Annotated in this window: 10 protein-coding genes; 5 read left to right on the top strand and 5 right to left on the bottom strand. The window is 45.5% G+C overall.

The genetic code is table 11. From position 1 onward, the window contains the following. Window positions 1–205: 205 nt before the first annotated feature. The 4 genes from GL2_RS13845 to GL2_RS21945 form a co-directional block, all read right to left on the bottom strand. Window positions 206–667, bottom strand: a complete 462-nt coding sequence (locus GL2_RS13845; protein ID WP_143731216.1) for a hypothetical protein — start codon at window positions 665–667, stop codon at window positions 206–208. Window positions 668–992: 325 nt separating this feature from the next. Beyond that, complete coding sequence (locus tag GL2_RS13840) at window positions 993–2,309, bottom strand: sodium ion-translocating decarboxylase subunit beta (protein WP_143731215.1); 1,317 nt, start codon at window positions 2,307–2,309, stop codon at window positions 993–995. Between the two features lie 16 nt (window positions 2,310–2,325). After that, entirely contained in the window at window positions 2,326–4,110 is a 1,785-nt protein-coding gene (gene oadA / locus GL2_RS13835; protein WP_143731214.1) for a sodium-extruding oxaloacetate decarboxylase subunit alpha, read from the bottom strand. A gap of 56 nt (window positions 4,111–4,166) precedes the next feature. Further along, a complete protein-coding gene (locus GL2_RS21945; protein WP_232053621.1) occupies window positions 4,167–4,559 on the bottom strand; it encodes an OadG family protein in 393 nt (130 codons plus the stop codon). Window positions 4,560–4,897: 338 nt separating this feature from the next. Here GL2_RS21945 and GL2_RS13825 point away from each other — a divergent pair, with 338 nt between their 5' ends. Further along, window positions 4,898–5,902, top strand: a complete 1,005-nt coding sequence (locus tag GL2_RS13825) for a tRNA-dihydrouridine synthase (RefSeq protein WP_143731213.1) — start codon at window positions 4,898–4,900, stop codon at window positions 5,900–5,902. Window positions 5,903–6,342: 440 nt separating this feature from the next. On the opposite strand, the gene GL2_RS13820 is transcribed toward GL2_RS13825, so the two are convergent. Continuing rightward, window positions 6,343–7,611, bottom strand: a complete 1,269-nt coding sequence (locus GL2_RS13820; protein WP_143731212.1) for a hypothetical protein — start codon at window positions 7,609–7,611, stop codon at window positions 6,343–6,345. Window positions 7,612–8,516: 905 nt separating this feature from the next. Here GL2_RS13820 and GL2_RS13815 point away from each other — a divergent pair. From GL2_RS13815 to GL2_RS13800, 4 genes are all read left to right on the top strand, one after another. After that, entirely contained in the window at window positions 8,517–10,088 is a 1,572-nt protein-coding gene (locus GL2_RS13815) for a VCBS domain-containing protein (RefSeq protein ID WP_143731211.1), read from the top strand. 17 nt (window positions 10,089–10,105) lie between these two features. Further along, window positions 10,106–10,399, top strand: a complete 294-nt coding sequence (locus tag GL2_RS13810; RefSeq protein WP_143731210.1) for a hypothetical protein — start codon at window positions 10,106–10,108, stop codon at window positions 10,397–10,399. Window positions 10,400–10,779: 380 nt separating this feature from the next. Next, complete coding sequence (locus GL2_RS13805; RefSeq protein WP_143731209.1) at window positions 10,780–11,856, top strand: efflux RND transporter periplasmic adaptor subunit; 1,077 nt, start codon at window positions 10,780–10,782, stop codon at window positions 11,854–11,856. Continuing rightward, complete coding sequence (locus GL2_RS13800) at window positions 11,853–14,951, top strand: efflux RND transporter permease subunit (RefSeq protein ID WP_143731208.1); 3,099 nt, start codon at window positions 11,853–11,855, stop codon at window positions 14,949–14,951. The genes GL2_RS13805 and GL2_RS13800 overlap by 4 nt, the downstream gene beginning before the upstream one ends. Window positions 14,952–15,393 lie beyond the last annotated feature (442 nt).

Here is a 15,393-nt window from a genome sequence, read left to right as displayed (position 1 = left end):
TGCAACCAATCAAAATCCAAAACTACACACACAATCAATTAGAATGTTGATAAAAATACTTTTTTTCACAGCCGAACAAATAGAGAGGCAACTTATAAAACATGACAACTGGGCTTTAAATAGCTCTGGAGGGAACCCAAATCAGGGCCCGAAATTACATAATTCGCTCTAAAAGCTGGCTAAAACGGGCCCCACCAGTCAATAGTTACTCATTTGAACAGGTAATCTTGTTTTCGAAACAAACTCCTCCACGTTCGGAACAAGTTTCCAGCAACTTGCCCTTTGCTTCAACACGGGTAAAACCTTTCGAGTGCATACCTCCTGCCCTCATATCTTTCATATAGCAAGCCCATTTGGGACGCTCTTTTACAGGATGGTGTACGACTTCCGGCTGCGCTTGATTAGACTGTTCCTCAACCATAGTCTGTAGTTGCAAGATCAAATCCTGCATAGAGCGAATGTCCTTACGAAGCCTGCTAACTTCTTTCTTCAACTGGCGTACCTCATCAGTAGCCGGCCTTACATCCCCCAGAGAATGTACTTCCTTGCGAAGCTTCACGATCTCTCTCTTGATCTCTCGAAGATCTTCAGAGGTTTGATGATTACCATGGGCCATTAGTGGCCCGGAGAATAGTATGAGAGAAACCAGTAAAGGTAAACTACGCATTCTTTTACTTCCAATACAAAATTTATTACAAGGAATAAGCTCGCAAGGAATATAACGTAAAAAACATTAACTCAAAATGAATCCCATCGATAGATGATTTTCAGCAGCATGTAATGAATCAGTACACATACCAAGGAAAGGGATTTGACCTTGTATTTTTAAGGCTTGCTATATCATGAGGGGGGGAAGTAACTATTAAAAGTAAACGAAATGTACAGACAAAAAAACGGCATATTCAGCCAGTAATAGTAATTTTCTTGTTATTCCCTTCCCACAAAAAAGGGCGAACCGGGGTTCGCCCTTTGAAAACTATCGACCCATCGAGTTAGCCACCGGTCAAGCTTCTCACCATACTGATCATGACACCCGCCGCAACCGCAGAACCGATAACACCGGCCACATTCGGCCCCATTGCATGCATCAACAGGAAATTATGAGGATTGGACTCAAGGCCAACTTTGTTGGAAACACGTGCGGCCATAGGCACGGCTGAGACACCTGCTGAGCCAATCAATGGGTTTACCTTGTGCTTGCTAAACATATTCAGCAGCTTGGCCATCAGAACACCGGCAGCGGTACCAATAGCGAAGGCCACTATACCCAATGCCAGAATACCTAGGGTTTTCGGGTCCAGAAATTTGTCGGCAGCCAGCTTGGAGCCAACAGACAAGCCAAGGAAAATTGTTGTGATATTGATTAGCGCATTCTGGGCGGTATCAGACAGGCGTGCGACCACACCGCATTCACGCATCAGGTTACCAAAGCAGAACATACCCAACAGCGGAGCTGCAGCCGGCAGGAACAGAGCCACCAGGATCAGCAGTAATAGCGGGAAGGTTATCTTCTCTCTTTTACTTACATGCCTCAGCTGGATCATTTCAATTTTACGCTCCTGCTCAGTGGTCAGGGCACGCATAATCGGTGGCTGAATCATAGGCACCAGCGCCATGTACGAGTAAGCTGCAACGGCTATAGCACCGAGCAGATCCGGAGCTAGCAAGCTGGATACATAAATGGCTGTGGGACCATCGGCACCGCCGATAATACCGATTGCTGCGGCATCTGCGATGGAGAAATCCATAATGCCTGCTGCGGACAGGCCAACAGCACCCAATACCGTAGCAAAGATTCCAAACTGTGCTGCGGCCCCCAGGAACAGGGTGCGGGGATTGGCAAGCAATGGACCAAAGTCTGTCATGGCACCAACCCCCATAAAAATCACCAGGGGTGCGATACCAGAAGCAATTGCTACAGAGTAGAAGCTGTACAGCATGCCATTAGTGAAACCCGCATCCCTGGCAAACTCAGCTGCCTGCACCTGCACAGCTGCCGGTGCACTGCCCAGGGCTTCCTTCAATGCCCCCAAACTTGCACCGCCATCCAACCCCAGAATACTCGCCATCTGGGCCAGCACCTCTGTATTTCCTTGAGTCAACGCAGTCTCAGCGGCAGAAAGTGCCAAATCCGCCCCTGGAATATTGGCGAGAATCCCCCCAAAGCCAATGGGAACCAGCAGCAATGGCTCAAAATTTTTACGAATGGCGAGGTACAGAAGCCCCAGGCCTACAATAATCATGACAAACTGACCTGGCGCCATTTGTGAAACGCCAGACGATTGCCAAAGATTGATTAGATTATCCACTTGCGACTCCTACCTGCTACGCGATTGACAGCAGGGCATCGCCCACCGCCACGGAATCGCCCTCTTTCACCGCCACACTGGCGACATTGCCACCGCGAGGTGCGCTAACCACGGTTTCCATTTTCATGGCTTCCAGCACCAGGATGGCCTGCCCCTCATCAACCTGATCACCAGGCTTGACCATTACCTTAAAAATATTACCGGCGAGGGGTGCGTTAACAGGCTCTCCGCCAGTAGCCGGGACCGGGTTAGCATTCACCTCGGTTGCGGGTGCTGCACCAGCCACCGGTGCAACACCGGTCAAGTCACCACCATCGGCGACCGTAACTGTGTAGCTCTGCCCTTCAACAGTTACTGTATAAATCTCCTCACCCTGATCATTCTTCACTGTATTATCTTCTTTGCCAGTGGGCACCGGCTCAAAAGCATCAGGGTTATTGCGGTTCTCCAGGAATTTCAGACCAATTTGCGGGAAAAGTGCATAAGTCAGCACATCATCAATCTCACCACTGACAAGGTTAATATCCTGCTCACCTGCTTTTTCCTGCAGTTCCAAGGTCAACTTATCCAGCTCTGGAGTGATCAAGTCTGCCGGCCTGCAGGTTATCGGGGCTTCACCATCAAGCACTCGGGTTTGTAGCTCTTTGTTCACCTCTGCAGGAGTCGATCCATACTCCCCCTTTAAAACCCCAGCAGTTTCCTTGGAGATAGACTTGTACCGCTCGCCGGTCAACACATTCAGTACGGCCTGGGTACCAACAATCTGTGAAGTGGGAGTTACCAGTGGAATAAAGCCCAAATCCTGGCGCACACGGGGAATCTCTTCCAGCACCTCATCCAGGCGATCACCCGCTCCCTGTTCGCGCAGCTGGCTTTCCATATTGGTAAGCATACCGCCCGGCACTTGGGCTACCAGGATGCGGGAATCCACACCTTTGAGGGAGCCTTCAAACTTCGCATATTTCTTACGCACGTCACGGAAGTAGGCCGCAATTTCTTCCAGCAGGTTAATATCTAAACCAGTATCCCGCTCAGTACCTTCAAGAATTGCCACCAGAGCCTCAGTTGGGCTGTGACCGTAGGTCATGGACATGGAGCTGATTGCAGTATCAACATTATCAATACCGGCCTCGATACACTTAAGTGCAGTAGCCGTAGAAAGACCCGTAGTCGCATGGCACTGCATATGGATGGGGATATCCACCGCAGCCTTCAGGCGCGTTACCAACTCATAGCCCTCATAGGGACGCAGCAAGCCGGCCATATCTTTGATCGCAATAGAGTCGGCCCCCATATCCTCAATTTGCCTACTGAGGTCCACCCAAAGATCCATGGTATGCACCGGGCTGACGGTATATGAGATGGTGCCCTGAGCATGCTTGTCTTGTTTCTTTACCGCAGCCAATGCAGTTTTCAGGTTCCGCATATCGTTCATCGCATCGAAAACACGGAATACATCCACTCCGTTCTCAGCAGCGCGCTCGACAAACTTTTCAACAACATCATCGGCGTAGTGCCGATAGCCCAGGATATTCTGTCCACGGAACAGCATTTGCTGCGGCGTATTGGGCATGGCTTTTTTCAGCTCACGAATTCGCTCCCAAGGGTCTTCACCGAGATAGCGAATGCAGGAATCAAAAGTGGCACCACCCCAGGATTCCAATGACCAGAACCCCACTTTATCGAGTTTTTCCGCGATAGGCAGCATGTCGTCCAGTCGCAGGCGCGTTGCGAACAGTGACTGGTGGGCATCGCGCAGGACTACATCGGTAATCCCCAGTGGCTTTTTAACCTCAGTCATGGGTTATCTCTCTCGGCAGAAATGATTGGATGTTGAAAGGAAGAGAATATTTGCAGCTAACGTTTTTTTCGATGTTGGTCAATTGCTGCCTTGATTATTGCCTGCAGGCGAGCATTATCACCTGCAGTGTGGCTTGGTAAGGTGGTAGTCGGCTCAGCCTCAGGAAAATAACGCGCGATAACCCGGGACATAATGCTGGTACCAATCACCAGCAATAGCAGGAAAGTAAAAACTATCCCCATCCCGAACAGCGTAATATCCAAGCCCTGTTGAAAAAGTGCCTCTTGCACTGCGTATCCCCCTAAGTCTTCAGGCATGTAAAATATGTTATCCAAGTGTTTTATTTGCACACCTATAACACTGTGTTCGGGAACCGGTTTCTCAACGGCACCCACTGTGATCACCCTTTCGCGAATATCCCAAACTGTAGCCGCATCAGCCCCTCGCACGGCAATCTAATTCCCGCAGAAGGCAAATACAATCTTCCGGCAAGCCTCTTTAACCTTAACGGCAAAACAATCTGCTTTCGTAGGTATTATCTACAGCATGGAAGCGCGAACAATTTTCTATTATCAATATAAGTTGCTTTTAAAATCAAACACTTATTGGTTTCAGCAGCAACGGAGACACCCTATTCCTCGCGCGCTTTTTTGGTGCACGAGAGTAATCCAGTTAGTTACTCTCTCCTATGGTTTACCTTTTATAGATGATAATTTTCACAATAGTGATCTGAGTTGCTGATAGAATATGCGCCATAAGTCTTTACCTCTTTTGCCAATTTTATTTTATGACCGACAAGACAATTTCCCGCCATCCGAAGATTTACCAGGCTCCCATGGAAGGAGTTATCGACCACCACGTGCGTGAACTGCTCTCCGCCATTGGCGGTGTCGATGTCTGCGTGACCGAGTTCGTCCGCGTTACCAATACCCGCCTGCCCCGGCGGGTATTTACCCGTTTGTGCCCAGAGATACTCGATGGTGCTACTACAGCTACAGGCACCCCCGTGCGCCTTCAACTGCTGGGAGGTAACCCCGAAGCTATGGCGATTAATGCCAGCAAAGCCGTCCATTTCGGCGCAAAGGCCATCGACCTGAACTTTGGTTGCCCGGCAAAGACCGTTAACAATAGTGATGGTGGTGCCTGCTTGCTACAGACCCCTCACCGGGTGGAAGCGATTGTTGGTGCCGTGCGCAGAGCTGTGCCAGAAAACATCCCAGTCACCGCAAAAATTCGCCTGGGGTTTAATGACAGATCTTCATATATGGACAACGCCCAAGCTGCAGCAGCTGGTGGAGCCAATGAATTAGCGGTACATGCCCGCTCCAAGATTGATGGTTACAAGCCACCCGCCTATTGGGAGTATATCGGGAAAATAAAACAACAACTGGATATTCCAGTAATCGCAAACGGTGATATCTGGACCCTGGAAGCGTTTAACCGTTGCAGTGAAGTCACAGGATGTGATGCATTTATGTTTGGGCGTAGCCTGCTGGCTCGACCAGACTTGGGGCTGCAAATAAAAGCCTATTGCGCCAATGAAGAGTATCAACCCATGAGCTGGCAACAAATCGTGACTCTCCTGTGGGAATACTATCAAACCACACGTGAAATTTACCCTGAAAAATACATGGGTAACAGAATTAAGCAATGGCTCGCTTACCTTAAATTGGCCTTTACCGAGGCTCAGATGTTTTTTGACAAAATCAAGCGATTGCGAGATGCGGAAGCCATCGAGAACCTTTTTTTTCTAGAGCGTTATGGACAACAAGAGCGCTCAGAGGCTGCTTAGCCTCAACAAGTATCTCCTCTGCAAACCCTTACTCGGTTTCGGAGGAGATTGCCCAATTACCATGAAGTCACTGACTGGCCGAAAAACTCTTAGTCTACACACTAAAACCGCCAATAACTGAATAAAATTGAATCCTTCAACCTTTAGATAGACACAAAATCCCAAAGCGGCTATGCCCTTTTATCTCATCTCATTCTACCAATAATAAGGGGAGCATTTCGATCCAAATGATCATATCCCTGCCTGGCTCACCATGACTATTAAATATAATTTTCCATATATGGGAATTCCTTTTTTCTCTCAAACTGCCGAACCATATTATATTAACAGCATCACTTGAATTCATATAAAATGACAATCCCATACAACAACAAATCACTTAAAGACTACTCTCTTATGTAACTTCTCAAGCCCATAAAGCAAGACTTAAAAAGTTAACTTTAAAGCTTAGACATTTCACTAAAAAACCTCAACAAATCAACCTCAGAACTTGAAGAGAACTCATAGAGGGATGAGGTAAGACCATCTGGTAAATAGGGTTTAGCAACAGCAATAAATGTCAAAGCGCCTGCAGGATTCCCAGAAGCCACACGCTTATTATATAAACTCCATAGCTTATAAATGTTTATCCCACTATTTTTACTCAACCCCTCATCAATAGCAGAAAATATTGACATGCCACAACTGTAATGTAATTTTGGATTGCGTCTAGATATCTCCGCATAGCCTCCCCCTTCATCAAGGGCAGATAAACAGGACTTATGTGCCGCCTCCAATTTTTGCTGAAAAATATCACTGTCATTAGTGAAATGCTCCATCGCCTTTCCAGCAAAAAATTCAGCACCACCCTCATGTAACCATTGATCCTTAAGATCATTAATATTCGCACCCTCTCTCTGGAATAAATGCGCCACCTCATGAGAAAAAAACCAAAAAACTTCATCACTATTGATTTCTTCAATAGCTTTACTGCCGTACCAGTGCATAAACATCTGCCCAGGAATCGCACCCCCTTGATGCCCATAGGTACCATCATCTGTCGAACTGTAGGAGGCAAAGAGGGCTGGCCTATACTCAAGCTTACCCATATTAAGGGAAAAGAAATTCATTAACAGAGGGAGCTGGGATGAGATTTGAGTTTTCAGCTCTTCTGGAAGGTTTTCATCAATGACACTAACAAAGCTACTTTCATTCTGAGGAATAGCACGACCGACGTAAACCTTTATACCTTCATCACCATCCAACCACTTTGCTTTTTCCGTATATATCCTTCCCCGCACAATGATATTATCTGATTTAGCCGACTGAACCTCTATAGACCACTCATTGTACTCAGGTAAGCAGATCTCAGCACATGCAAAGAAACGGCCGGTATGGAGTAATACCCCCCCATCTGTGTATGGTGAAAAAGGAGCATACTCCTTCGGCAGTGAAATATAAGTAGCCTTCAACTGGAAGGTCACCCGCTTAAACGGCTTACCATCAATTCGGGAAACTTTTTCTATATTGCCGTCATAATCAAACCGAAATGTATCTGAAAGGGACATCCACCGATTTTTACGTGAATTATCTGGAGACCTTTTAAATGACAACTGCTTTACTGGTACTAAAGAGCTATAAGAAACAGACCAAACGCCTTTTTGGCTCTTCTCCAGTAGAATACTCACATCACCTGCTGTGGAAACCGCACTGGTAACAAAAAAAATCACGAACGTGAGAAACCTGGATATAAACAAACCCTGCACTCCCTTGCCTATTAAACAGTCCGAAAAAAGATAAGAACTTTTATAAGTCAATCCGAGACTTCACAAAGAGCTAAAAGTTCAACACCTCGACAGACTATATTTTTAATTTCTTATACACAGCGCAATGATAAAATACCGCTCACAAATTGCAAACCCATTAGTTAAGCCTTCTTAAATATAGGGTTTAGAACTCAACCAAAATTTTCGGCAAACTTCATCAACTTTACTATCTCCTAATTGATCGGACCAACATCGCAACTGATACAACAGGATTCATGATAAGCGACCAGCAGTTAAAACCAGAGTTGGCCGACTCATAATTGAGACAAGTGGTGCCCAGGATTGGCTATCCATCCAAGAAAAAAGAGCATTCGTTTTTATTATAAACTACCAGAATCTAGCCACAGATCTACTCTAAGACTCAACTTTATTAGAGAGTAAACACAGTATTCAGATCAGGTAATTAATTGTAGCTCTTATATTGTCTTTAACACCTCCCACTCGATTAAATGGGAAGCTAGCCCCCCCTTCTATCACACTATCTAGATTTCTAGCGCGATATTGGCGGAATGAGTAAACCTGCCCTCAATTCAAGTACCGTTGGTTCATCGTATAATGCACCAAGCTTGTCACCAAATAACAAAGTGGGACCGGTAAAGAACACAAAAAATGTGAGGAAAGTCTCAGCTCTACCCCCTTGTAAAGTCACATATTGCCAAAAAACATGACTGCTTTATTGCATAAGATGACTAGTCGCTCTTTTTAAGTTATCAATTATTCAAATAATAGGAACCGTGCCAGGTAGTAATGGTCCACCAGATATCCTTTTCATCGTCTACTAACGCATATAGAGATAAATAGAGAGAGCAATGCACGGTTCACTTAAGATATTTACGGCAATCACCTTATCAGCCCTGCTGACTGCCTGTGGCGGCGGCTCTAGTGGTGGTAATAGTTCGGGCACCGAAACCAATACCGGTACTGACACAGGCACTGGGGGTGGAGGAGACACTGGCGGAGGAAACACAGATACCGACACCGGGGATTACACATTTAACCCAGCCTCCCCACTAGCCACTTTAATCGTAGGTACCGCAGAGTATGTGGAAGGTACGTTACAGTTGGAGGATACCGACAGTAAAAGTCCCTCTTTCTTGGGGGCAACTGTTGAGGGGCAATATGGCAGCTTCAAGCTCTACGACAGTGGAAACTGGGAATATCAACTCAATAGCAACGCAAATAGCCTGAATGATGGGCAATCTGCAGAAGATACCATTACATTCCAGTTAACAAATGGTGATCAGCTTTCAGTAACTCTCTCAATACAAACTGTTGCCGCTACCGAAAATAGTATTGTTTTCGTTCTGGTAAATTTTTCAGACGCGGCAGTTACCGATGATGTCAGTATTTCCCAGCTAGCAAACATGACCTTTAACGAAATTGACTCCCTGGATAACACTTATAAAGAAAACTCTTTGGGCCAATTAAAATTCAAACGCCACCTTAGTAATGATCAGTCGCTGGCACAGTACTGTTATGGTGAAGAAAATAATGAGAACAGCTCCATTGATTGCTTTGTATACAGCGTCCCTGACAGCCAAAATGGGGGCGTATTAAGTGTTGAAGATGCCCAAGCCCGCGCAGGCTCTTCACGGGATGGTCAATACTCAGACGGTGGTTATACATGGAGAGATAACGCCACAAGCTGGATTCAAAGCAACTATGTCGACTCCAATAATCAACCGGTTAATCTCGATGACTGGAGACACCGCGTATATATTTTTCCGAAATCTGCGAATAGGGCCGGCTTAATAGGTACCGGTGTTGCTTCCGTTCTCGGAGGGTGGAGTATTATTGCCGCCGATAGTGATCAATTGATTATGGGGCATGAACTGGGTCACAACATTGGCTTGAGCCATGCTGGTAATGACGACAATAATGACGGAGACACTAACGACGCGGGTGAAAGTGAGTACGGGGCCAACGGTGTCTTTATGGGTAATAGCTGGAAGTCCCGCCTGTTTGGCAGCGCCCATCGAGAACTAATGGGCTGGTATGATAATTTTCCAGGGTACACAACCAACATCAGTCAATCTGCTGGTGGCAGTACAGAGCATGAGCTGCAAGCAATTCAACTTACTGCTGGAGAATTGAGTAGCTCTCTGCCACAAGTGCTGAAAGTTGAAAGTAATGGCAGCAAAAATGGAGAAAATCAATACTATGTGGAATACCATATTTCACATGACATTTTGAACCCCTATCCTCACCAGGAAAATGCTGTAACAGTCCACTATTTAAATGAAGGAACGGCAAATCAGGTCGCAACCTTGGCGAGCCTGGGTGAACAGTTTACAGACCCTTTCGCAGGCATAACTATCGAACTTAAATCCAGAAATACCAGCAATAACAGCGCCACTATCGCTATCAGTTACAGCAACTAATTTTTGAGGATAAGACAATGAAGAAACTAATAGCCCTGGCAGTAATTCTTTCCCTAACCTCTTATTCACAAGCTGAAGAGACAGTGACTGGGGTACTGGAAGAAGAGATATCAGAAAATTTTGAAACAGGTGAGATAGACCATAGATTTTCTATAAAAGACGAAACCAGCGGTCGATATTATTTTGTTGACGCCAAAGAAATCAAAGGAAAAGGCATGAAGTCTGGAGAGAGGGTAAGAATCCTTGGAGAACAAGAAAAAAACCGCAGAATCCGGATTAGGGAGTCACAGCGAATCAGACTTGAAGAGTAAATGCTAATTTTGAGGAAAATCCACCCTTCAGGTTTAAAGCTTGGCGCAACAGGCACTATTGCGCCAAGCTGGCATTACTTCTTCTATTGGGTATCAGATAACTAAACCAGCACCTCAAATTTCATATCTAAAGAAGCCCCCCTTAACATCCCAATCCCTGAAACTATACCCTTTAAACGAAACAACCTTTTTATACAAAGTGTACCAAGTAGGCCCTGGTTATTTCATCCCCTATATCCCTCAATTTATCTCATTATACTTGTCGAAGTGATAATAGAAATTCAGTCTAGATCTCTTAGTGATAAAGTATCCATATGAGGTCGTTTTTAAATCGACTCTTCTCGATCATTCCCCAATAAAAAAGAAGAAAACTATCAAGGATGAAAAAGACTGCCCCTTATAAGTCTGTTTTAACAACACTTTTTATTTCAACCATATATTGTCAACCATTAAGCCATGCCTCAGAAGTCCCTCAAGTCCAGGTCGAAGCGGCCCTTGAATGGCGACAGGTAACTCAGGAGACTCTTTACTGCACCGTTAACTCACCATCCCTAATACAAATTTCCAGTCACGCCGAGGCCGAACTGAAGTTTGTAAGGCCTGCAGGGTCTATTGTTAAAGTGGGAGAACTTGTTGCAGAGCAGGACGGTTTTTATCTATCCAAAGAGATGGATATCCTGATAACAGACCTGGAAATTGCGGAGCGTCAGCTCGCACATGCTGAGGAGGAATTAGCCCGACTGATACCGCTTCGTGAGACCCAGATGGTTTCCCCTTCCCAACTCAATGATCTTGAACTTAGTGCCAACACTCACAGACTTAGCAAGCAGAGACTAAAACAACAACTCGAAGTTGATCAATATCGATTTGATCGACTTAAACATTTTGCCTCCAGAGACAGCCAGGTTGTGCAAGTCGAGGCCCACCCAGGCGAGAGGCTCACTCTGGGACAGCGAATCCTTCAGCTTCTTCCTTTAGATGAAAAACAACTCGAATGTAGGATTGCCAGGGATCAGGCCGAAGACAACATAATTATTGAGAGCAGTGAGTTTCTCTATAATGGAGATCCGCTTCCACTAAGAAACATTGGAAGAATCATCGAGGAAGATACCCAGAACCTCTCCCTATACTTTGATGGTTTCGGAGAAGATTTTGAGTCTTTATTGGTAGGCCAGCGCTTCCAGATTAGCATGCTCACCCCTACAGAATCTCCGGAACAAACAGGAGAAATTACCAAGCTTCCTTCTGACGCGGTGCTATTGAGCGAGGGTAAATACCATACCTGGGCCTTGGGGCTCGACAATAGAGTTCATAAAGTCGAAGTAGAAATATTGGATACCCTGGCCAATCATTTTATTGTGATATCCGAAATCCGGCCAGGCGATCAACTTGTAGTTCTCGGACATGGGAGTTTACAAACAGGCCAGGAGGTAATACCAGTAGGCCGCGACTCATGAAAATTATAGAAAAATATAGTTCGGCCATTATCACTTGCAGCTTTCTTCTTGTCCTCTTCGGCATATATTTTGGACTCAAGATTCCAAATGCGTTACTGCCAAATATAGACCGGCCACAAATAGCCCTCGCTACTTCTTGGCCTGGCAAGACCGCCTTGGAAATGGAGCAGGCACTCGTTGCTCCACTGGAGCAGGAGCTCTCCAGCTTAGGGTTCTTGGAGAAAATTCAGACCACCGTTAGTAACGGCTTTGCCTGGACGCTGATAACCTTTCACCCCAATGCCGATATGGAACAGATGTATATTGATGTTCTCTCCCGGCTTAACCAAGTACCTAACTGGCCTAGCCAGGTTTCTGCTCCCCGCTTATATAACTTTAGTAATGGTGCTGGAGCAACCTTGGCCAGCTTCTTCCTATACTCAACCAAAAAAGCCACTGAACAGGAACTTTCCCAGGCATTCAGGGATCATGTTCAACCTAAATTTAGCAAGATACCAGGCGTGGCTTCTGTTGTAGTATCTGGTACACCTATGGAGCAGCGAGTAGATATCGAATTTGACCCCAAAGGCCTCGCCCAAGTTTCACTCACTATTAATCAGGTGCAGTCTCGCCTAAATGACCTGATTGATCGCTCCGGCGGTAACTTAACTATCGGATCAAAGGATTACGCCCTACATTTTAAGGGCCAAATACCCATTACTGATATTGAAAGTCTACCGATTGCAACCAGAGGGCCACACATCATTCGACTGGGTGACATTGCAAGTGTGCACACCAGAATGGCTTCCGACTGGAATTACTTTGCTCTGGAGGGTAACCAATCCTTCTATTTCTATCTGATGCCAACTGACGACATCAGTGTTTTGCAAACAATTGATACGATCAAAACATTAATTTCAGAGCTAAACAAAGGCGAACTCGGTAGATTGGGAATGGAAGTGGCTATCAGCCGTGATGACTCCAAAAGTATTCGCAGTTCACTGCAACTAGTTTATGGGAGTCTCATATTGGGAGCCTTACTCGCTTGCCTAATTTTGTATTGGTTTTTACGAGACTTAAGAACTCTCGCGTTGATTTTTACCAGCATACCGGTTTGTATTGCACTGGTAATACTCGGTATGTACCTGGGTGGGAGAAGCATTAATGTTATCTCACTTGCCGGTATCGCACTCTCTATCGGCTTGATGGTAGATGCTGCCATAATTGTTATCGAGAACATCCAGCGTTTGCGTAGCCAGGGCTCGGACTTGTTAACCAGTATTAGGCAGGGGACTCAGGAGGTTACTGGAGCTTTAACTTCCTCTACCATTTCAAGTGTTATCGTCTTCTTGCCAATACTTTCAATGCAATCTGCTACAGGGCAGCTATTTAAAGATCTGGCCTATACCATTTCAAGTGCACTTATTGCATCAATGCTATTTGCTTTGCTACTCTTACCGGCTTTGGCAAGGTACCTTCTAACGAGTACTGAGAAGGCAAACCCGAAAGACAAAAACCAGATCCTTAACCGTATTCTACAACGCTGGATTCATATCTCCTTAAAACCGGCTGGCCGAGCAGGTCTGCGCAATTGTATAATATTTCTTGGCTTGCCGGCCGCCTTGATAGTGACTTACATCAGCTCGCCTTCTATCGATGTACTTCCAGACCCAAAGCAGGCAATGATTTCTATTTTTATCAACTTTGAAAGCCCAATGGCGCTCGAAGCTGTAGAGCGAGACATCGGCCAGCTTATTATGGATCGTTTAGAGCAGAGTAAAGGTGAGTTTGAAGAGCAAATTGTCACCTACGGAACACTTTGCTATCCGGCCATGTGCCAACTCTACATTTATACCCAAGGAGACTGGGAATTCGAGAGATTTAAGGACTGGATCAACAAGGATATTGTTTCTGGACTGACAGGCACTAGAATTCATATTCAACAAGGTGGCCTACTACGATTTGCAATGCCTAATAGCCGGGTTAGCCAGCTGGATATTAAAGGGGCTGAATTATCCATTCTCCAAGCAGCTGGACGCGACTTGTTGGAACATCTTCGTTCTGAATTTCCCGATGCGCAAATCACTGAAGGCAGCGCATTAAATAATCGAGGATTGCGTATTGAATTTGAGCCTAATCAGGATCAACTGATTCGTTTGGGCATGACCTTGCCCGAGTTTAACCGCCATTTGATGGCACTTACCGATGGTATCTATATCGGTAACTTTTACACTGGCACTAATACTCTACCCTTCTATTTTAAAGCCAAAGAACCTGCCAACCTGGAGCAACTCTTAAATACACAAATTATGATTACTGGACAGGGCCTAATCCCCCTGCGGCAATTAACTTCTGCTGAGATTACCCAGGCGCCGGATAACATTCTTCGCGTCGGCCAGGAAGTCAGCACCTCGCTCAACCTAACCCCACCATCAGGGGTCGCCATGAAGGACTTCACTGAGCAGGTTGATCAAAGTGTTGTAGACTTTCTCGATCAAAGCCAATACCAGGAACTACATACTCAATTTCGAGGAAGCGCTAACGAGCTGAAGTTATTTCTTCAGGAGTTTTTACAGATCTTTACCGTAGCATTGCTGATTCTAGCTTTGCTCATGTACTTTTACCTCAGATCCATGAAGTTAGCTTTAGCAGTTTTATTTGCAATTCCTCTCTCCTTTGCAGGAGGTATGCTGAGTCTTCGTTTTCTCAATCTATTTGTTGCACAAAACCTTGATGTTATTACCATGATCGGCTTTGTAATCCTGATGGGTCTGGTAGTCAATAACGCAATACTTTTGGTGAACCAGTTTCAGAGCTCCATTGATAGGGGTATGCATCAAGTTGATGCAATTAAAAGTGCACTGAGCCTGAGAATTCGTCCAATAATGTTGACAACAACAACCTGTATTCTTGGAAACCTGCCGTTAGTATTCAGTCCTGGAGACAGTGCCACAATTTACCGGGGACTTGCGGCAGTTATTTCAGGCGGGATGGTATTCAGCGCCCTTTTTGTCTTGAGTTTCATGTCGGCTTTACTATCTTTAAAGACTTTCTCTGCTCGCCAGGTAGAGCCGTCTAAGGCAATTAGTCAACCATTAACCGCAAGGGGTGTGTAGGTTATAAATCACGCGTTTCAGAGCTCTTTCATCCTGTGGCCAGTAGAAAATACTGGCCACTAATATTTGACAGTATAAAAAAAATTCTTGCTTGTTTTCCGCGTTAGGAAAAGACAAGGATTCGCACTCAGGAAGTGTATATCCACGCATTACAAGCCAACTTTTAATACGCTCGATCGAATGGTAATACACAAAAATGCTATCCCCTTTGTAGGAAAACACCTATTCGGCGCTGCCACAGCTATAGTGGATTTTGTCTACGTTGGCATCGGCATCCGCATACCGGTGAGTGGCAAACTCGTAAACGGAGCTATACAACCAGAAGCTGGTCATTTCCTGATGCCACAGGGCCTTCCAATATAATTATCTGGAAATTCTCTCCTGTAGGCCCACGATTATGCCTACAGGAGTCTGAGAGGCCACAGAAAATAACCCTCAACTT

The organism is Microbulbifer sp. GL-2 (assembly GCF_007183175.1).
In the GTDB taxonomy this organism is placed as follows: Bacteria; Pseudomonadota; Gammaproteobacteria; order Pseudomonadales; family Cellvibrionaceae; genus Microbulbifer.
The sequence above is the reverse complement of the archived record's forward strand: the minus strand, read 5'-3'. Positions and strand labels throughout refer to the sequence as shown.